Annotated in this window: 9 protein-coding genes; 1 reads left to right on the forward strand and 8 read right to left on the reverse strand. The window is 74.8% G+C overall.

The annotated features are described in order from the left end of the window. Window positions 1-257: 257 nt before the first annotated feature. Both DVH02_RS00365 and DVH02_RS00370 read right to left on the reverse strand, forming a co-directional pair. Window positions 258-1,496 (reverse strand): damage-control phosphatase ARMT1 family protein, encoded by a 1,239-nt coding sequence (locus DVH02_RS00365; RefSeq protein WP_114621631.1) that lies wholly within the window; start codon window positions 1,494-1,496, stop codon window positions 258-260. A gap of 79 nt (window positions 1,497-1,575) precedes the next feature. Continuing rightward, on the reverse strand, window positions 1,576-1,842 hold the full coding sequence (locus DVH02_RS00370; protein ID WP_233517961.1) for a hypothetical protein: 267 nt from the start codon (window positions 1,840-1,842) through the stop codon (window positions 1,576-1,578). A gap of 208 nt (window positions 1,843-2,050) precedes the next feature. Between DVH02_RS00370 and DVH02_RS00375 the strand changes: the two genes are divergently transcribed. Further along, window positions 2,051-2,887, forward strand: a complete 837-nt coding sequence (locus tag DVH02_RS00375) for an SGNH/GDSL hydrolase family protein (RefSeq protein WP_114621632.1) — start codon at window positions 2,051-2,053, stop codon at window positions 2,885-2,887. 127 nt (window positions 2,888-3,014) lie between these two features. Here the strand turns inward: DVH02_RS00375 and DVH02_RS00380 are convergent, their stop codons facing one another. The 6 genes from DVH02_RS00380 to DVH02_RS00405 are packed head-to-tail and all read right to left on the reverse strand — an operon-like array spanning window position 3,015 to window position 19,054. Next, window positions 3,015-4,862 (reverse strand): ABC transporter ATP-binding protein, encoded by a 1,848-nt coding sequence (locus DVH02_RS00380; RefSeq protein ID WP_114621633.1) that lies wholly within the window; start codon window positions 4,860-4,862, stop codon window positions 3,015-3,017. Window positions 4,863-4,909: 47 nt separating this feature from the next. Further along, window positions 4,910-6,100, reverse strand: coding sequence for a glycosyltransferase (locus DVH02_RS00385; RefSeq protein ID WP_114621634.1), 1,191 nt, complete (start codon window positions 6,098-6,100; stop codon window positions 4,910-4,912). Further along, window positions 6,097-6,930: an alpha/beta fold hydrolase gene (locus tag DVH02_RS00390; RefSeq protein WP_114621635.1), complete on the reverse strand. Its 834-nt coding sequence runs from the start codon at window positions 6,928-6,930 to the stop codon at window positions 6,097-6,099. The genes DVH02_RS00385 and DVH02_RS00390 overlap by 4 nt, the downstream gene beginning before the upstream one ends. Before the next feature lie 4 nt (window positions 6,931-6,934). Beyond that, window positions 6,935-7,252 carry a phosphopantetheine-binding protein gene (locus DVH02_RS00395; RefSeq protein ID WP_114621636.1) on the reverse strand — a complete coding sequence of 106 codons (318 nt, stop codon included), beginning with the start codon at window positions 7,250-7,252 and terminating at the stop codon, window positions 6,935-6,937. Further along, window positions 7,242-11,900, reverse strand: a complete 4,659-nt coding sequence (locus tag DVH02_RS00400) for a type I polyketide synthase (protein WP_114621688.1) — start codon at window positions 11,898-11,900, stop codon at window positions 7,242-7,244. The genes DVH02_RS00395 and DVH02_RS00400 overlap by 11 nt, the downstream gene beginning before the upstream one ends. Before the next feature lie 5 nt (window positions 11,901-11,905). Beyond that, window positions 11,906-19,054 (reverse strand): type I polyketide synthase, encoded by a 7,149-nt coding sequence (locus DVH02_RS00405; protein WP_114621637.1) that lies wholly within the window; start codon window positions 19,052-19,054, stop codon window positions 11,906-11,908. Window positions 19,055-19,094: the final 40 nt, after the last annotated feature.

The raw sequence follows: 19,094 nt of genomic DNA on the forward strand, positions 1-19,094 counted from the left end.
AAGCCGAGACCTTGGGGATGACGGACGACAACGCGGCGAGGCGCGGTGCCAGGGCTCGCGAGCCCGGCATGATCCAAACGAGAGGCCCCAGGGTCTTTCGTTTGGATCATGCCGGGCTCGCCCTCCGGGCGGACGGCGCTGCTTTGACGACAGGTCCTGGTCGTACCCGGGCGCCGCCGGAGCCCCGTCCGCACCACACTCGGACGGGGCTCCGGCGCGCTGTGCCGTCCCGGCCGTACGGGACGCGTGCCCCGCGGCTACGCGCGCACCTGGATCAGCGCGTGCGTGCCACTGGTACGCCACGCGGCGCCGGAATGCTCAAGGGTGTCCAGGGCCGTCCGTTCCAGGCCGACGACGACGTCGGACTTGAGGGTGCGCAAGGCGGCGACGGCGCCCGGGAAGTACGCGGTGCGGGCGGCGAAGGGCGTGGTGGCGTCCCACGGCCGGTCGCCCACCAGGCGGCGGTAGTTGAGGTCGCCCTTCAGGACGGTGAGCGTGGCGCCCGCGAACTCGCCGCGAAGATCGTCGGGCATCTCCTCGTACGGCAACGGGGCGCAGAAGAAGGGGTGGGTGCGGACCTCCAGGTCTCCTGTCCCCATGGCCCTCCACAAACGGCCGCCGATCCGGCCCGCCTCGCCGGGCGCCTCGGTGAGACGCCGCAGGCAGTCGACCACGTCCGCCGTCATCGCGTCGGAGACGTAGTACGGGTAGGGCTTGACGTGGAGTACGACCCGCCGGGCATGCCGGTGTGCGAGAAGGTGGTCGATGAGGACCAGGTCCGGGATCAGCTCGCGTCCCGCGTTGTCGGCCACGACGGCGACGGTCGAAGGGCCGCCGACGGGCAGGAGCCGCCACAGCGACGCGCTGTCGTCGGCCACCAGCGCGGATACCACGTCCTCCGCGGCTGCCCGCTCCGGCGCCGAGACGCGGAAGCCGAGATCCGCGCGGTTGCCCCAGAGCGAGGCGTGGAGGAGGGCCGTGGCCCGCTCGGCGGCAGGCGCGTCCGCGAGCGCGTCCAGGGCCCGCAGCTCCTCCTCCACCGCGTCGCCGCGCAGTTCGGCGCGCTTGAACGGCGCGAACGGGTCGACTCCCCGCCACGGCCCCTCGCCCAAGGACCCGAAGTACCCGACCGCGCCGAGAAGCCTGCGGTAGAAATAGCTCTCCGCCCACAGGAAGGGCACCTCGAACCAGGACCGCCCGAAGCAGGTCCGGCCCCACGCCGCCCAGTCCGCGTGGTCGTGGTCCTCGGGGGCGAGCGGTCGCACGGCCCCGTCGGTGATCTCGTCCAGCAGGGCGTCGAGGGCCTCGTGCTCCCGGCGGCCGTACGGGAAGGCGGCTCGCACCTGCTGGACGAGCGCGGGGTGGCGGTCGGCGAGCACACCCCGGGCGAACGAGCCGGGCTCGTCGCTCGTGATGACCGGCGGGCGCGCTCCGGCGGCCGGGCCGGAGTCGGCTCCGGCCCGGCCGCCCACGGTGCGGGGGACTCTGTCTCCCATGGTGTCCGCCCTTCGCCGATCGCCGACGGCCCACGATAGCCCGGACGGAAACCGGGCGACGCTCCGCCGGGCGCGCGCCTCAGCCGGCGTCGGCCCCGATGTTCGGCGTGCCGGCGATGGTGGTCCCGTAGTAGTCGGTCCCGCCGTTGCCCGACACCGCCGTGCCCGCGCCTGTCGCCGGGGACCCGGGCTGGAGGGTGTATGCCTGCGGGCACGGCTGCGGTCCGGTGCCCGAGGCAGGCGACCACGAGCAGGTGCCGCCCTGGCCTGGCGCGGTGAACAAGGGGTCACCCCACACCGCGCCCGACTCCAGGCCGGTCGCCTGCCCCGCACGGGTGGCCGCCACCGGGGTCGACCTCCTGTCAGGCACCCGCGCATCGGGCGTGCTCACCGTTCCGGCGGGCGAAGTCGCCGTACTGGCCGAGGACCCTCGACGGCCTCGCCCGGAGGGGACCTCCCGGGAAACCCCTGGATTTTCAACGGAGTCAGCTCTTCCGAATTCCTGAAGTGATATCTCCGTACAGTCACGTTCCCCCCCCCACACGGGAGTTCACATGCGCCTTGTACGCGCACGCAGACCGCTGGCCTCTCTCCTCGCCGCGGTCGCCGCGGCCTGTCTCGCCGTCACCGCGGCCCCCGCCGCACAGGCCGCTCCGTCCGGGGCCGAGGCCGCCGGGAAGTACGTCGCGCTCGGCGACTCGTACGCCGCCGGGCCCGGTACCCGCACCTATGACGACCCGAACGACGTCTGCCGACGCGGACCGCTGTCCTACCCCCGGCTGTGGGCGGCGCAGCACACCTCGTACTCCTTCGTGGAGGCGTCCTGTTCCGGGGCGACCGTCGCGGAGGTCAAGACCCAGCAGGTGCCCCGGCTCACCGCGGACGCGACGCTGGTGACGGTGCAGGCCGGCGGGAACGACGTGGGCTTCGTCAGCGTTCTGCAGAACTGTGTCCTCACACTGGACGACAAGGACTGCGTCGCCGGGGTGGAGGCCGCGAAGGCGGCGGCCTCCCAAGTCCTGCCGGGCACACTGGCCGACACCTACGCGGCCATCAGGGGAGCGGCGCCGGAGGCCAGGGTGGTCGTGGTGGGCTATCCCCGGCTGTACCGGATCGGCGGCAACTGCGGCATCTTCGGGCTGAGCGACACGGAGCGCGCCGCGCTGAACTCGGCGGCCGACGTCCTCAACACCGTCCTCGCGCAGCAGGCCGCGAACGCGGGCTTCACCTTCCTCGACCCGCGGCCGGCCTTCGACCCGCACACCATCTGCTCGGGGAACACCACCTGGGTGACGAGCCTGGAGTGGGACAAGCTGAACGAGTCGTACCACCCGAACCAGGCGGGGCACCGCGAGGGCTACCTGCCCGCCCTGAACGCCATCACGGGCTGACCTGGGGAGCCGACGGGCTCCGGCAGGACACGGACGGCATGACGGTGGCGCGGATCCGACGGATCCGCGCCACCTTTCGGACACCGCCCCGGGCCGCCTCGTCGTTCCGGGGCCCGGGGCGCTCGTCTCACAGCGCCAGTCGCGCGTCCGGGCCCGGGGGCCGGTCGGCCACGGCGGGCACGAGCATCTGGGAGGCGGCGAGTTCGCGGTAGAGGGTGTCGGTGCCGACCAGGTCGTCGTGGGAGCCCGCGGCGCGAATCCCGCCGCCTTCCAGGACGATGATCTGCTCGGCGTCGGTGACCGTGGACAGCCGGTGGGCGATCAGGATGACGGTGCAGCGGCGCGCGGCCTGGTCCACCGCTTCGCGCAGGGCCTGTTCGTTGCTGGCGTCGAGCTGGGCGGTGGCCTCGTCGAGCAGCAGTACCTCGGGTCTGCGCAGCAGGGCCCGCGCGATGGCGAGTCGCTGGCGCTCTCCTCCGGAGAGGGTGACGCCCCGGTTGCCGACCTCGGTGTCCAGACCGTCGGGCAGCCCGGCGATCAGCGAGTCGAGGCGGGTCAGACGCAGGACCTCGGCGATCTCCTCGTCCCCGGCGCCGGTCGCGGCGTAGCGGAGGTTGTCCCTGAGGGTGCCCGCCATGACGGGGGACTCCTGCTCGACGTAGGCGATACGGCGGCGGACCTCGACGCGCGGCATGAGGGCGATGTCCTGGCCGCCGATCCGGATGGCGCCCGCGTGCGGTTCGTAGAAGCGCTGGAGCAGCGCGAACATCGTGGTCTTGCCCGCGCCGGACAGGCCGACCAGGGCGGTACGGGTGGCGCCGGGCACGGTGAAGCTGACGCCGCGCAGGGCCGGGTCGCGTCCCGGGTAGGCGAAGTGGACGGCGTCGAACTCGACCGGCGGTGCCGGTGTCGACCGCTCGGTGTGCGGGGCCGTGTGTCCGGTGGGGTCCACGTCGTCCTCGGCCGGCAGGTGCCGGACCTGCTCGATGCGGACGATGGCGCCGAGGCCCTGCTGGAGCATGCCGAGGCCGCCGAGGAGCGAGGCGATCGGGCTGGCCAGGTAGAAGACGTAGAGCAGGAAGGCGATGAGCTGGGAGGCGTCGAGATCTCCGGAGGCCACCAGGGCGCCGCCGACGCCGAGGACCGCGAGGAAGGCCGCCTGGATGGCGACGCCGGAGAGGACCTGGACCAGGGCGACGTACTTGGCGCCGGTCAGACCCGCCTCGTACGCCTCCTCGATGGCGGCCTCGGCGTGGGCGGTCTCCCGGGATTCGGCGCCGTTGGCCTTGACGGTGCGGGCGGCGCCGAGTGAGCGGTCCAGGGCGGCGCCGATGGCGCCCACGGAGTTCTGGGCGCGGGCGACGGCCTCGCGGATGCGGGGCAGGATCAGTCCGAGGAGCGCGCCGGTGCCGAGCAGGACCGCGAGGGTGACGCCGAGCAGGCCGAGGTGGACCGTGCCCATCAGGACGATGGCCCCGGCGACGGTGAGCGCCCCGTTGGTGATCATGACGAGTCCCTGGGTGGCGGCGTTCTGCACCAGGGCGCTGTCGGAGGTGACACGGGCGACCAGGTCGCCGGGCGGACGGCTGTCCAGCTCGGCGACCTTCAGACGGATGAGGCGGAAGACCAGACCGCGGCGGATGGAGCGGACCACCTGTTCCGAGGTGCGCTGCTGCCACCAGGACTGGAAGCCGGTCAGGACGGCGCCCGCCACCACCAGGACGCCGAGCAGGACCAGCGCCCCGGTGACCGCCGTGCTGTCGGCCAAGGCGTCCAGGACCGCCCGCGCCACCAGCGGCTGGACGAGCCCGCAGGCGCTGGCGGCCAGGGCGAGCAGGAGCGAGCCGAGAAGGACGAGCCGGTAGGGGCGGGCCTGCTGGAGCAGAGCCCGCAGCGGGCGGATGCCGGAGTCCGGCGGCCCTTCGGACGCGGGGCTCGGCACCTGCGGCGCAGGCATCGGGGGGGCTGTGGTCATGGGGGGCTCCGGGATGGGGGGGGCGGCCTGCGGTCAACGGTCAGCGGTCAACGGCCCGCGGAGGCGACCGGGTGTGCTGTGACGAGCTGTTCGAGGTGGTCGGCCGCGGCGCGCCGCCCGCCCGCGACGCGCAACGACCTGCCGATGGCAGCCGCCGCGGTGCGGTGCCCGCCGGTGTCGTCCAGGACCGTGCGCAGCGCCTCGGCGAGCTTCGGCGCGTCCACCCGGCCGAAGCGCACCCGGATACCGGCGCCCGCCGCGGCGACCTGGCGTGCCACGATCGGCTGGTCGTCGCGGATCGGGGCGAGGACCAGCGGCAGCCCGTGCCAGAGGGCTTCGCAGACGGTGTTGTGGCCGCCGTGGCCGACGACCGCCCTGGCCCGGCCGAGCAGTTCGAGCTGGGGGACGTAGGGGCGCACGAGGATGCCGGGCGGCGGGTCGGTGAGCCGGCCGCCGGGGTCCACGACGACGCCCTGCACCCGGTCGGCGAGCAGGTCCAGCGCTCCGGCCGCCTCGCGGAGGAAGCGCGTGCCGGCGTCGGCGTTGGCGGTACCGAGCGAGACGAGGACCAGTTCGCGGGAGGGGTCGAGGGCTTCCCAGGGGAAGTCGGGGACCTCGGGCCGCTCCGCCATGGCCGGGCCGACCAGGTGGACCCGCTCCGCGTCCGGGGCGGCCATGTCGCCGACGAGTTCCCGGCTGGTGAAGGCCAGGACGCCGTACGGGGAGAAGCGCGGGTCGTGGGTGGCGGCCGGGTCGCCGATCGCCTCCCGCAGCGCGTTCAGCCGGCCGGTCAGCCAGGCGGCCACCTTGGGCAGGTCGGCCAGTGGGTCGACCAGCTCCGCCGAGGTGCTGGCCGAGGTGAAGTACGGGACGCCGAGGCGTTCGCAGACCAGGGCACCGGCCACCGCGTGCTGGTCGGTGACGACCGCGTCCGGGCGGAAGGTGCGCACCGCGCTCGCCACGGCGGGCGCCATCGCCTCGGCGAGCGGGATGAAGAAGTCGTCCCAGAGGAAGCGGAAGGCGGCCGGTCCGGTCAGGGTCGGCGGGCGGGTCAGTTCGCCGGTCCCGGGGAGAACACACTCGTGGATGACGGCGGCGGATCCCGCCGCGTCGCGGATGCGGTCGGCGTAGCCGCACCACTCGACCTCGTGGCCGCGAGCGGTCAGCTCGGCGGCCACGGCGACGAGCGGGTTGATATGTCCGGTGAGCGGCGGTACGACCAGCAGGAAGCGGCTCATCCGACCGCTCCGGCCCGCACGCCCGGCCGGTCCGCGTGGTGCTCGCGCACCCAGTCGAGGACCAGGTCGCGGGTGCGTCCCGGCTGTTCGACCAGGACCGAGTGGCCCTGGTCCGGGAGGACCACGGTACGGCAGCGCTCGACCTTGGCCTCCAGCTCCGGCACCTGGGCGCTGAGCCCGGAGTCGCCGCCGAAGACGGCGAGCAACGGGCAGCGCAGCGCGGACAGGTCGTCGTCGATGAGCCGTCCGGCCGGGACGTCCTCGGCGAGCGTGGTGGTCTGGAGGATGCGCGCGGCGTTGCGGGAGAGCCGGGCGGTGTGCGCCCCGTAACGCTCCTTGATCCACTCGATGGCCTCGTCGTGGACCAGGTCACGGCGGGCGTGCGCCAGGCCGTCCGCGATGTGGCCTGCCCAGGCGGCCACCGGCGGCTCGGACTCGATCATGGTGAGGGTGGCGGTGCGTTCGGGGTGCCAGGCGGCGAACCCGGCGGCGATGGTGCCGCCGAAGGAGTTGCCGACCAGGTGCACCGGGCGGTGTTCGTCCAGGGCGTCCAGGAGCAGCGCCAGGTCCTCGACGAAGTGCTCCAGGCGGTAGCCGGTGGGCGGCCGGTCGGTGCGGCCGTGCCCGCGCAGGTCGTACATCACGGTGTCCATGCCCGCCGCGGACAGTGCGGGACCGAGGGTGAAGTAGTAGCTGGCGAGTGAGTCCGTGAGCAGTCCGTGCACGAGGACGACCACCGGGGGCTCTCCCTCGCCGGCCGTGCCGCCCGCCGCGCCCGCGGGCAGCCGCTGGACATGGGTGGTGATGTCGCCGGTGGGTGTCTTCGCCATCCGGTCAGCTCTCCTCGGTGGCGCGCAGCGAGGCGGCGACGTAGTCGGCGAGCCGGCCCACGGTCAGCGCGATGATCTCGTCGAGTTCCAGGTCCGCTATGAACAGGGCGAGGTTGACGCGCTCGCCGTAGTGCTCGCGCAGGAGGCCGGCGAGGGAGACCAGGTCGATGCTCTCCAGCTCCAGGTCGTCGTGGAAGAGCGTCTCGCGGCCGATCTCGGCGTCCTCCAGACCGGCGTCGGGCAGCGCGCGCAGCGTCGCGGCGATCTGGGCGAGGGCGGTGTCCTCGTCGAGGGCAAGGGTGGCGGTCGTCTCAGTGGTCATGCTGGCTCTCCTGACTGTCTGGCTCGGCGCCGCCCGTGGTCCAGGCGACGACATAGTTCCGTTCGGGCAGCCCCTCGGGGGCCGCCATCTGATCGCAGCGCACTTCCCAGGCGCCGCCCGCGTGTTCCACCCGCAGCAGGCCGGGGCGGGCGGCGGTGACCCGGTACTCCTGAGGCCGTCCGCCGAGTCCGGTACCGCGCTCCTTCGCGACGGCTTCCTTCGCCGCCCAGAAGCGGGTGAACCACAGGTCTTCGCTCTCGTCGCCCTCGGCGACGGTACGGGCGAGGAGCGCGCGCTCCTCGGGGCCGCAGGCCGCGGCGACGGTGGCGGCGGTCCTGGCGGTGACCTCTTCGAGGTCGATGCCGCAGGGGCCACGGCGGGCCAGGGCGACGGCGGCCTCGGCGCTGTGCGCGAGGGAGACCGTCAGCTCGGGGCCGATGTCGCGGCCGTGCACACCGGTCACCACCGGCCGGCCGGCCGCGTCGTTGTGCACGGCGATCTCGGCCGGGTAGATGTCGCCCGCGCCCTCGGCCCAGAGCAGCCTGCGCACCGCGTCCTTGGCCGCGATCCGGCCGAGCAGGTGGCGGCGTCTGCGGGTCGGGGGCCGGTCGGCGTACTGGTCGCGTTCGGCGCCGCCGAGCACGTTGCGCATGATCAGATCGCGGGTGGCGAGATCGGGCCAGCGCTCGTGGACCACGCTCCATCCTCCGGGGCGCGCCTCGGAGAGGGTGTTCCGGCCGGGGAAGCGGTCCATCAGGCGGATGCCGGGGTCGGTGTCGAAGCGCCGGTCGGTCCAGCCCGTGCACTCGGCCCAGACGCGGCCCTCGTGGACGAGCTGCATGTCGGCGGTGAGGGTGGTGGGGGTGACCTCGCGGATACGGATGTGGCAGTCCAGGTCGGTTCCGGCGGCCGGTTCCGGGCCGTGGAAGTCGATCCGGGCGATGCCGACCGGGAAGACCGTGGTGCGTTCGGTGAGGGTGGCCATGATCCAGTAGCCGAGGAGCTGGCCGACGTTGTCGAGGAGCGCGCCGGGTGGTCCCGGCGCGGTGAGGACGCCGCGCACGTGCCGTTCACCGATCGCGGTGAGTGCGGTGACGCCCTGGAAGGCGGGACCGTGGAACATCCACCGCTCGGTGTAGAGCTGTTCGGCGGCCAGTTCGGGGAGACGTTCGCAGGCCGGGTCCACCGGCCACACGGCGGGCGGGGCCCCGGGTCCCCGGGCGAACCGGACCTCGGCGCCCGCGAATCCGGTGAGCCCGACCTCGATCCGGTCAGGGCCCGAGCGGCGCACCGCGACGGGCACGTCACAGGCGGGCATGGCCTCGATCCACTTCTGGAGCCGCACCCGGCGCACGGAGACCATCCGCCGGTCAGGCTCCGCGGCCATCGCCTGTTCCGCGATCCGGACGAGGTGGTCGATGACGGTGGTCGCGGGCACGATGGGCCACCGGTCGGACTCGTCGGGCCAGCCGGGGCGTTGCCGGAAGAAGCAGTGGTCGAGGAGGTACGGCATCCGCTCCACGTCGATCCGCAGGACGGCGGGGACGTTCTCGATGCCGGGGGTCTGCGGTGTGACGGGATCCGGTGTGGCGGGGTGCGGTGTGGCGGGGTGCGGTACGGCGGCACCGGGTCGCGGGACCGGCGGCCGGTGGCGGGCCGGGACGCGGGGGCCGCGGCCCTGCCCCAGCGCGTCGAGGAGTTCCGCGGCGACCGCGGTGGTGTCGGTGAGCAGCGCCGAGAACTCGGCGGCCACCGGGTGGTGTCCGCCGGCGCGGCCGAGCCGGTCGAGCACGTCGGCGTGGACCTCGGTCCTGGCGGCCGGGACGGCGGGGCGCCGGATCGGCGCGGTGCGGTCCTGCGCGGTGCGGTCCTGCGCGGTGCGGTCCTGCGCGGGGGCGAGGAGGCCGTGTCCGGCGGCGGGGAGAGCGATCAGGGCGCCGCCGAGGTCGAGCTTCAGCCCGGCGCGGCGTACCGGACGGACGCTCGAACCGGCCTGACCGGCAGGGGGGTCGAGCGCGGTCACGTCCGGTTCCGCGCCCTCCGTCCACAGCGCGGTCGCCACCCGGCGGAGCTGGGCGAGGCTGTCGCGGGAGGTGGAGTGTGCCGGAACCACCAGGCGGTCGCGGCCCGCGAGGGTGTCGTCGACGAGGGAGCCGAGCTGGCCCGCGCCCAGCGTCAGGAAGGCACGGAAGCCCGCCTCGTACATCCGCAGGATGAGTTCGCGGAAGCGGACCGGTTCGAGCAGATGGCGTACGAACAGCTCGCGGACCGCGTCCGGTCCGGCCGGGAAGGGAGCGGCGAGGGTCGCGGACCACAGGGCGGTGTGCGGCGGGTGCAGGGTGTAGCGCTCGGCCGCCTCGCGGATCGGGTCCAGGTACGGGGCGAGCATCGGGGTGTGAAACCCGGAGCGGAAGGGCAGCACCTGCGCGATGACACCCTGGGCGCGGAAGGCGGCCACCAGGTCGGTGACGGCCTCCTCGGGTCCGCAGATCATCGACTGGTTGGGGGCGTTGTCGTGGCTGAGGACGACGTCCTCGCGGCCGTCGAGCCGGTCCAGGACCCGGTCGGCTGCGGTGCCGAGGACGGCGAAGGCCACGCCGGGCACCAGCAGCGCGTCCGGGTCGAAACTGGCCAGGAAGGCATCCACCTCCTCGGCGGTGTGCACCCCGGCCGCCGCCATCGCGGTCCACTCCCCCACGCTGTGCCCGGCCACGGCGTCGGGCACCACGTCCAGGCGGCGCAGCGCGGTGTCGAGCAGCCGTCCCAGCTGGAAGACGGCGGCGCCGTGCCGGCCCACGTCGCCGACCTCGGCCTGCGCGTCGTGGGACCAGTCCAGGCCGAGCCGGGCGGCGAGTTCGTCGACCTTGGGGGTGAACTCGGCCTCCAGGCCGGGGAAGACGAAGGCGGTGCGCCCGCCGGCCGGGCCGAGCACCGGGCGCGGGGTGAACCACACGTCGCCGCGCCCGCGCCACGGCTCGCCCTTGCCGACCGCCCGGCGCGCGAGTTTCAGGCGGCGTGCCGTCGGGTCGACGATACCGAGGCGCACCGGGCCCGCGGCGGGCGAGCCCGTCTCGGGCAGGCTCGCGGCGAGCACCGCCCCGTCCTCGGCGTCGAGCAGGGCGGCCAGTTCCTCGGGGGTCCTGGCGGCCAGCCGCAGGACGCGCTCCGGCTCACCGACGCTCACGCGCGGGCGGCGGGCGGGGGCCGCGGCGGGCTGTTCGAGTATCACGTGGGCGTTGATGCCGCCGAAGCCGAAGGCGTTGACCGCGGCCCGGCGCGGAGCCCCGCCCGCGACCTCGTCCCAGGGGCGGGCCGTGGCGAGCGTGGTGAACCGGGTGGCCTCCAGGGCCGGGTGGGGGTCGTCGCAGTGCAGGGTGGGCGGCAGCGTCTCGTGATGCAGGGCGAGCGCCGCCTTGATCAGACCGGCCACACCGGCGGCCGGCATGGTGTGCCCGATCTGCGACTTCACCGATCCGATGACCGCGCGACCGGCGGTCGCGGGGCCGAACACATCGGCCACCGTGCTGAGTTCGGCGCCGTCCCCGGCGGCCGTCGCGGTGCCGTGCGCCTCCAGGAGCTGGAGCGCGTCGGCGGCGCGCGGGTCGAGCCCGGCGGCCTCCCACGCCTGGCGGACGGCGCGGATCTGCCCGCCGGGGTCGGGGTTGAACAGGCTCGCGGAGCGGCCGTCGCTGGCCACTCCGGTGCCGCGGATCACCGCGTAGATCCGGTCGCCGTCGCGCTGCGCGTCCGCGAGCCGCTTGAGGACGACCACGCCGGTGCCCTCGCCGATCAGGACGCCGTCAGCGTCCCGGTGCAGCGGGCGGATGCGCTCGCTCGGGGAGAGCGCGCCGAGCTGCGTGAAGACGCTCCACAGGGTGAGGTCGTGGCAGTGGTGCACGCCGCCCGCGAACATCACGTCGCACCGCCGGGAGGTGAGTTCGCGTACCGCGTGGTCCACGGCGACCAGCGAGGAGGCGCAGGCGGCGTCCACGGTGTAGGCGGGGCCGCGCAGATCGAGCCGGTTGGCGACGCGGGAGGCGACCAGATTGGGCACCAGGCCGATCGCGGACTCCGGCTCCTCGGGGCCGAGGCGTTCGCAGAACCCGACGCGCACCGACTCCAGTTGGGCTTCGTCGAGTTGCGGGGCCAGCTCGCGCAGCGTCTGCACGAGCTGGTTGGCGGTGCGGACCCGCTGGTCCAGCCGGACCAGGCCGGGCGTGAGGTAGCCGCCGCGGCCTAGAACGATCCCGGCGCGTTCGCGGCGGGCGGGCAGGACGGACTCGCCGCCCGCGTCCTGCAAGGAGCGGTACGCCACGTCGAGCGCGATGAGCTGGTCCGGGTCGGTGGCGGGCACCGAGTTCGGCATGATGCCGAAGCGGGTCGGGTCGAACTCGGGGCCGCTGTCGACGAATCCGCCGCGACGGCAGTAGAAGCGGTCGCTGCGCCGCCCGGTGGTCGCCGCGGCCGGGTCGTAGAAGACCGGGTCCCAGCGGTCGGCGGGCACCTCGGTGATCGCGTCCACTCCGGCCGCGATGTTGTGCCAGTAGGCGGCCAGATCGGGGGCGCCGGGGAGGAAGACCTCCATGCCGATGACGGCGACCGGTTCGAGCGGCCCCTCGGGGCCGCCCGGGGGGAGGGGGGTGGGCATCGCGCTCACCAGCCGGAGGCGGTGTAAACGACGGCGTGCTCGTCCGGGGCACCGTAGGCGAGTTCGCGCAACAGGCTGAGCGGGCCTTCCTCCGGGTCGATCAGCTTGATGCCGCGGGCCGCGTAGGAGCGCATCAGCTCCGGGCCGACCATGCCACCGCCGGTCTCGGAGGCGGCCCAGGGGCCCCAGTGCACGGTCAGGCCGCGCCGCTCTCCACCGGACCAGCGGCGGCCCAGTTCCTCCAGGGCGTCGTTGGCGCCCGCGTAGTCGCTCTGGCCGCGATTGCCGAGGGCGGCGGCGATGGAGCCGAAGAGGACGGCGAAGCGTGGGCCGACGGGCAGCCGGTCCACCTCGTCGAGAACGGTGCGGGCGCCGTCCGCCTTGGTGCTGAAGACCCGGGCGAAGGACTCCGGGGTCTTCTCCGCGATCAGCTTGTCCTCGATGAGCCCGGCGGCGTAGACGAGCCCGTCGAGCCGTCCGTACTGGGCGTACACCTGCTTGACCGCGGCGCTGACAGCCGCCGTGTCCAGCACGTCCACCCGCTGGTACTCGGCCTCGCTGCCCGCCTCCCGCAGGGCGGCCAGGGTGGCGCGTACCTCGCGCTCCGCGAGGATCGCCGAGACCCGGCGTTCGGTCTCGGCCGGCGTGGTGGTGAGCTTCGCGGCGAGCAGGGCGCCGCGCAGCGATCCGCGGTCGGTGGCGGCGGCCGTGGCCGGGTCCTCGGTGGCCGCGGGGTGCGGGGTGCGGCCGAAGAGGACCAGACGGCAGCGGGCGGCGACGGCGAGGGTACGGGCGAAGCGGGCGGTGATGCCGCGGGCGCCGCCGACCAGGAGGACCACCGACTCGCGGTCGAGCCCGGCGGCCTCGGCCTCGGCGGCGCCGTCGCCTGCCGGTCCCGCGCCGCTGGTGGCGATCGGACCGAGGGGGGTGAGCCGCAGTTGGAGGGCGCGGCGCGGGCCGCCCCGGTCGAGGAGGATCACCGGCTCGTCCTCGGGGGCGGCGAGTTCGGCGAAGAGGGCGCGGGCGGCCTCGGCGGCACTCGCCCCGTCGGGGACCTCGGCCAGCGTGGCGCGGGTCCCGGGGTACTCGCGGGCCACCGTACGGAAGAAGCCGCGCAGTCCGCTGGGCGCCCCGGAGCCGCGCCGGTCGGCGGCGAGCAGGCGGCGCGGTCCGGCGGCGAGGATTCGCTGGTAGAGGTCGAAGGCCCCGGGCAGCACGGGCCCTTGGGCGTCCAGCGGCGTCAGGTGCACCACGGTCGCGGCGCTCTCGGCGGGCGATGCGCCGTCGGGGACCAGTTCGGTCTCGACACCGGCCTGTGTGAGCAGCGCGGCGAGTTCGGTGGCGGTCTCGCCGCCGCCGAGGAGCTGTACCCGGCTGCCGGGCTCCGGGCGGGCGGTGACCGGTTCCAGGACGCGTTCGGTGAAAAGCAGCCGCTGCGGGGCGATGATCTCCGGGCGCGGTCCTTCGGGGGCGGGGGCGGGGGTGACGCCGGGGTTCCCGGGTGCGGGAACGGAGCCGAGGGCCGCTTCCAGGAGTGCGCTGAGCGCGGCCACGGTACGGGCGCCGCTGAGCGCTTCGAGGTCCGACTCGGCGGCGTCCAGGGAGAGGCGGGCGCCGAGTTCCCCGGCGATCTCGGTGCGCTTGATGGAGTCGATGCTGAGATCGGCCTCCAGATCGAGATCCGGCTCCAGCATGTCCACCGGATAGCCCGTACGCTCCGCGACCACCGCGAGAACGGTCTCCAGGACCGGCACGTCACGGGCCGTGCCCCCGGCCGCCGCGGGGGCGGCCGGGACGGCCGGGACGGCGACGGTGCCGCCGAGCCGGGCGGCCAGGAGCGAGGCGATGCCCTCGGCGGTACGGACGCCGCTCAGCTCCTCCATCTGCTCGCCTCCCTCGGCGGCGATGCCCAGCCGGGCGGCCAGTTCGCCGGCGATCTCGGTGCGCTTGATGGAGTCGATGCTGAGATCGGCCTCCAGATCGAGGCCCGGCTCCAGCATGTCCACCGGATAGCCCGTACGCTCCGCGACCACCGCGAGAACGGTCTCCAGGATCGAGGCGCCCGCGGCGACGGCGGGCACGGCGGCGGGCGCCGTGACGTGCGCGGTGACGTGGGCTGGGGTGACGGCCGACGCGGTGGTGACGGCCGGGGCGAGGTGGGGCGCGGGTATCGCGTGCGCGGTCAACTGTGGTGCCGCTGACGGCAGTTCCGGTGTCCCCAGGTAGGAGATGAGGACGTCGCGCTGGGCGGAGACCAGCTCCCGGCTGCTGCGGAGGAACTCCGCGATCAGCGCTTCGGGACCGGCGGCCGGCGCGGGGAGGTGACGCGGGTCGGACACGGTGAACTCCGTCACGGGTCGGGCGGGGAGCAGGGCATGGGGCGGGAAGGCGCCGTCGGCGCGGCGCAGCAGGTGGCCGTCGACGGTGAAACCGGCCCGCCGGACGGCTTTGGCGGTGGCGGGGTCGACGGTGTCGCGGCCGGTGAACAGCGGCCGGGTGCGCAGCTCCGTTCCGCTGACGGCGAGTTGGGCGAGCGCGGTCAGGAAGGCGGGCAGTCCGCCGGCACGGCCGTCCTCCAGTGGCACGGTGCGGTGCGGGCGGTCCCCGAGCACGTCCGCCACCAGGCGGCTGAGCACGCGGCCGGGTCCGGCCTCGACGAAGACCCTGGCGCCCGCCTCGTACATCGCCTCGATCTGTTCGGCGAAGCGGACCGGGGAGCCGATCTGGGCGGTCAGTTCGGCGCGGATGGACGCGGCGTCGTCGGGGTAGCGGGCCGCGGTGCGGTTGGCCCAGACCGGGAAGGCCGGGGCCGGCAGGTCCAGTTCGGCGAGGTGGGCGCCGAAGTCCGCGCCCGCGCCGTCGAGCAGCGGGCTGTGGAAGGCGCAGGCCACCTTCAGCGGCTTGGCGCTGTACCCGGCGTCCTTCAGTTGGGCGACGGCGGCGGCGACGGCCTCGCTCGGGCCCGAGATGACCGTCTGAGCGGGCGAGTTGTGGTTGGCGGCCACCACGTCGGCGGCCAGGTCCGCGAGGCGCAGCACCTCCTCGACCTGGTCCGCGGAGGCGCCGACCGCGGCCATGGTTCCCGCGTCGCCCTCCGGGACCCGGCCGAGGATGGCCTCGGCGCGGGCGGCGCTGGCCGCGAGCAGCTCCTCGGGGGTGAACACTCCGGCGGCGGCGAGCGCGGCGAGTTCGCCGTAGCTGTGGCCACCGGCCATCGCGGGGCGCACCCCGAGCGAGGTGAGCAGTTCGGTGACGGCGAGCGCGGTGATCCCGAGGGCCGGCTGGGCCACGGCGGTGTCGGTGATCCGGGCCTGTGCGCGGGCCGCGGCCTCGGCGTCGAGCGCGGCGGGCGGGAAGAGCGCGTCGGCCCAGCGGGCGCCGAGGTGCAGGGCGCGGTGGAGCGCGGGGAAGGCCGTGAAGAGCGGCGCGAGCATCCCGGGGCGCTGGCTGCCCTGGCCGGGGAAGAGCAGCGCGAGCTGTCCCCGTGTGACCTCGGGCGGTACGGCGCGGGCGAGGTGGATGCCCTCGGCGGGGGCGTGTTCGCCTTCGGCGGCCCGGCGCAGCAGCTCGGGCAGTTCGGCCGCCGTGCGGGCGACCACCGCGATTTGTACGGCGTCGCCGCGCACGGCCGCCCGGTCGGCGCGGTGGGCGGCGTGGTGCGCGAGGTCGCGCAGGCGGCTGTGGCCGCCGTCCTGGCCGATCAGGGTGAGCAGGGCGCGTACCGCCTTGACGGCGGCCTCCTCGTCGCGGCCGCGGAAGGTGAACAGCTCGGCCGGCCAGGCGTCCAGGGCGTGTGCGGCGGGCGCTTGGTCGTGGGCGCGCAGGACGACGTGGAAGTTGGTGCCGCCGAAGCCGAAGGCGCTGACGCCCGCGATCCGGTCCGCCGGTTCCGCGGCCCAGGGGGCGGCGGAGGTGTGGAAGGCGAAGGGGCTGGTGTCGGCCTGCCAGGCGGGGTTGGGGTTGCTGAGGTGCAGGGTGGGCGGCTTGACACCGTGGTGGAGCGCGAGGGTGGTCTTGATGAGTCCGGCCAGTCCCGCGGCGCACTTGGTGTGCCCGATCTGCGACTTGACGGAGCCGATGGCGCAGGTGCCGGGTTCGACCCCGTTCTCCTGGAACACCTCGGTGAGGGTGGCGAGTTCGGTGCGGTCGCCGACGACGGTGCCGGTGCCGTGCGCCTCGATGAGGCCGACCTCGGCCGGGGAGATCCGGGCGTTGGCGTAGGCGCGGGTCAGGGCGGCGCGCTGGCCTTCGGGGCGGGGCGCGGTCAGGCCGAGGCCGCGGCCGTCGCTGGCGCTGCCGACGCCGTCGATCACGGCGTAGATCCGGTCGCCGTCGCGTTCGGCGTCGGCGAGGCGCTTGAGGGCCACGCAGGCGACGCCCTCGCCGAGGGCGATGCCGTCCGCGCTCGCGTCGAAGGTGGCCGAGCGGCCGGTGGGCGACAGGGCGTGCACCGAGGAGAAGAGCAGGTAGTCGTTGATGCCGTTGTGCAGGTCGGCGCCGCCGCACAGGACCAGGTCGCTGGTGCCGGTGACGAGTTCCTTGCAGGCGGCGTCGACGGCGGTGAGCGAGGAGGCGCAGGCCGCGTCGACGGTGTAGTTGGCGCCGCCGAGGTCGAGCCGGTTGGCGATGCGTCCCGCGATGACGTTGGCGAGCATGCCGGGGAACGAGTCCTCGGTCAGCCTGGGCAGTTGCTCCTGCAGACCGGGCGGCAGTGTGCCGAGGTAGGCGGGCAGCACGGAGCGCAGGGTGGCGGCGTTGGCGAGGTCGCTGCCCGCCTCGGCACCGAAGATCACCGACGTACGGCGGTGGTCGGCGTCCGGTCCCTCGTAACCGGCGTCGGCGAGTGCGCGCCGGGCGGCCTCCAGCGCGAGCAGCTGCACGGGTTCGATGCTCGGCAGCGAGGCGGGCGGGATGCCGTAGCTCAGCGGGTCGAACGGGATCCGGGGCAGGAAGCCGCCCCAGCGGGAGGGGGTGCGTTCGCCGTCGCCGTCCGGCGCGTAGTACAGCTCGGGGTCCCAGCGTTCTGCGGGTACCTCGGTGACGCTGTCGGTGCCGGACATGACGTTGGCCCAGAACTCGCCCAGGTCGCGGGCGCCGGGGAACATCGCGGCCATACCGATCACGGCGACGCGCAGGGGCGCGGGCGCCTCCTCGGCGGCCGGGGCGGGGACGGTGGCGGCGTGCGCGGCGAGCCAGGCGGCGGCGCCCTCGGTCACCTCCCGGTGCAGGGTCGCGACGGTGGTGGCCTCGGCGCGCAGCACGCTGACCTCACCGGCCATGAACATGCCTTCGGTGCCCTGGCGTTCCTCGTCCACGGCGAGCAGTTCGTCCCCGACGCGCTCGACGCCCTTGGAGGCGATCCGCAGGCGGCCGACGTTGAACCGCTCCAGGCGCTCCCAGATCTCGCGGTCCGGCACGCCCTGGGCGGTGAGTTCGTCCCGCAGCGCGGCGAAGTCGCGGGTGACCTCGCTGGCCGCGCACCGGGTGGCGTGGCCGGGCGCGGTCTCCAGCAGGTCGGTACGGTCGGCGGCCAGGACCTGCCGCTGGAAGAGCGGCCGGATGGCACCCGCGCCGACCGCCTCGGCGGTGAACAGGTAGGCGGTGCCCATCAGTACGCCGAAGGCGGCGCCCGCGTCGGTCAGCGGGGCGGCGACGGTCGCGGCCATGGCGGCCGACCGGGCGTCGTGGATGCCACCGGCGAAGAGCACGGTCAGCTCCGTGGCCGCCGCGGGGCCCTGGTCGGCGAGGAACTCGCGCAGCACCTCGGTCTGCGCCTCCCACAGCGGGAAGCTGTTGCGGGGCCCGATGTGGCCGCCGCACTCGGCGCCCTCGAAGATGAACTTACGGGCGCCCGCGGCGAGGAACTGCCGCAGCAGTCCTGGCGAGGGCACGTGCAGGAAGGCCGCTATGCCCTCCGCCTCCAGGGCCGCGGCCTGTGCGGGACGGCCGCCCGCGATGATGGCGTGGGTGGGCCGCAGCTCCCGGACGACAGCGAGCTGGGCCTCCTTGACCCGCTCGTCGGCGAAGCCCAGGATGCCCACGCCCCAGGCGGCGCCCTCGGGCAGCGAGTCCCGGGTGCGCTCCAGCATGGCCCGGGTACGCGCGGCGTCGGCGAGGGCGAGGGCGAGGAACGGCAGGGCGCCCTCGGCGGCCACGGCGGCGGCGAACGCGGGCTCGTCGCTGACCCGGGTCATCGGGCCCTGGGCGATGGGCAGGCGGGTGCCGAGCGCGCGGGATCCGGCGGAGCCCTCGGCCAGCGCGGTGGCGTTACGTTCCCCGGCGGCGGTGGCCCGGCCGATCGCGTCGCGGACCCCTCGTACCGCCTCGGCGACGGTGGCGGACCTGGCGGCGAAGGAGGCGGCGAGGTAGCCGTCCTGACCGACCGGCAGCAGCCGCCGCTCGGGATCGGCCGCCGCGAAGGCGCGTTCGGCGGCGGCACGGTCGGCGGGCGGCTCGGGGGCCCGCGGCCCGCGGCGGCGCAGGAAGCGCACCCCGTCGACGAGGACGCTCTCGGAACCGTCCAGCGAGCCCAGCGCCTCGACGGTCTCGGCATCCGGTTCGGCCTCGTCGAGCAGCGCGAGCTGGATGTCGAGCACCACGCCCGCCGCTCCACCGGCGACCGCGGCGGCGGCCGTGCGCGGGCCGATGCCGCCCCACGCCCAGACCGGGACGGTGATCCCCGGGTCGGCGAGAACCCCTTGCAGCAGGACGAACGTACTCAGCTCACCGGCCCGCCCGCCGCACTCGCCGCCGCGCAGCAGCAGCCCGGCGGCACCGGCGTGCACGGCACGCGCGGCTCCGGTGAGGCTGGTGACCTCGACGAGTACGCGACGCCCGGGGAAGTCCGCGGCGGTCCGCGCGGGGTCGGCGAGCAGCACGGTCGTGGCGCCCTCGGGAAGGTCCGCGACACCGAGCGGGCAGCCAGGACGGACCCGGACCCCGAAGGGACGGCCGCCGGACCAGCGGGCGGCGCGACGTACCACCTCGATGGCGTCGCGGCGGCGTTCGGGCAGTTCGGGCAGTTCGAGCACGCCGAGGGCGCCCGCCCGGCCCGCCGCGGCGGTGAGGCGGGGTGAGGGGCGATGCAGCGGATTGACCGCGAGGACGGCGTCTGTCAGCGCATCTGAGGGCGCAAGGGTGGCGAGCGTCCGCATGGGGAGTCTCCTGTGGGGGGAGTGGTGCGCGTCAGTCAAC

The sequence above is a fragment of the Streptomyces corynorhini genome (genome assembly GCF_003346515.1).
Taxonomy (GTDB): domain Bacteria; phylum Actinomycetota; class Actinomycetes; order Streptomycetales; family Streptomycetaceae; genus Streptomyces; species Streptomyces corynorhini.

Excerpts from the sequence above, each read along its gene's own strand:
- DVH02_RS00385 (WP_114621634.1), bottom strand. The coding sequence starts at position 6,100 with ATGAGCCGCTTCCTGCTGGTCGTACCGCCGCTCACCGGACATATCAAC.
- DVH02_RS00395 (WP_114621636.1), bottom strand. The coding sequence starts at position 7,252 with ATGACCACTGAGACGACCGCCACCCTTGCCCTCGACGAGGACACCGCC.
- DVH02_RS00400 (WP_114621688.1), bottom strand. The coding sequence starts at position 11,900 with ATGCCCACCCCCCTCCCCCCGGGCGGCCCCGAGGGGCCGCTCGAACCG.
- DVH02_RS00380 (WP_114621633.1), bottom strand. The coding sequence starts at position 4,862 with ATGACCACAGCCCCCCCGATGCCTGCGCCGCAGGTGCCGAGCCCCGCG.
- DVH02_RS00405 (WP_114621637.1), bottom strand. The coding sequence starts at position 19,054 with ATGCGGACGCTCGCCACCCTTGCGCCCTCAGATGCGCTGACAGACGCC.
- DVH02_RS00365 (WP_114621631.1), bottom strand. The coding sequence starts at position 1,496 with ATGGGAGACAGAGTCCCCCGCACCGTGGGCGGCCGGGCCGGAGCCGAC.
- DVH02_RS00375 (WP_114621632.1), top strand. The coding sequence starts at position 2,051 with ATGCGCCTTGTACGCGCACGCAGACCGCTGGCCTCTCTCCTCGCCGCG.
- DVH02_RS00390 (WP_114621635.1), bottom strand. The coding sequence starts at position 6,930 with ATGGCGAAGACACCCACCGGCGACATCACCACCCATGTCCAGCGGCTG.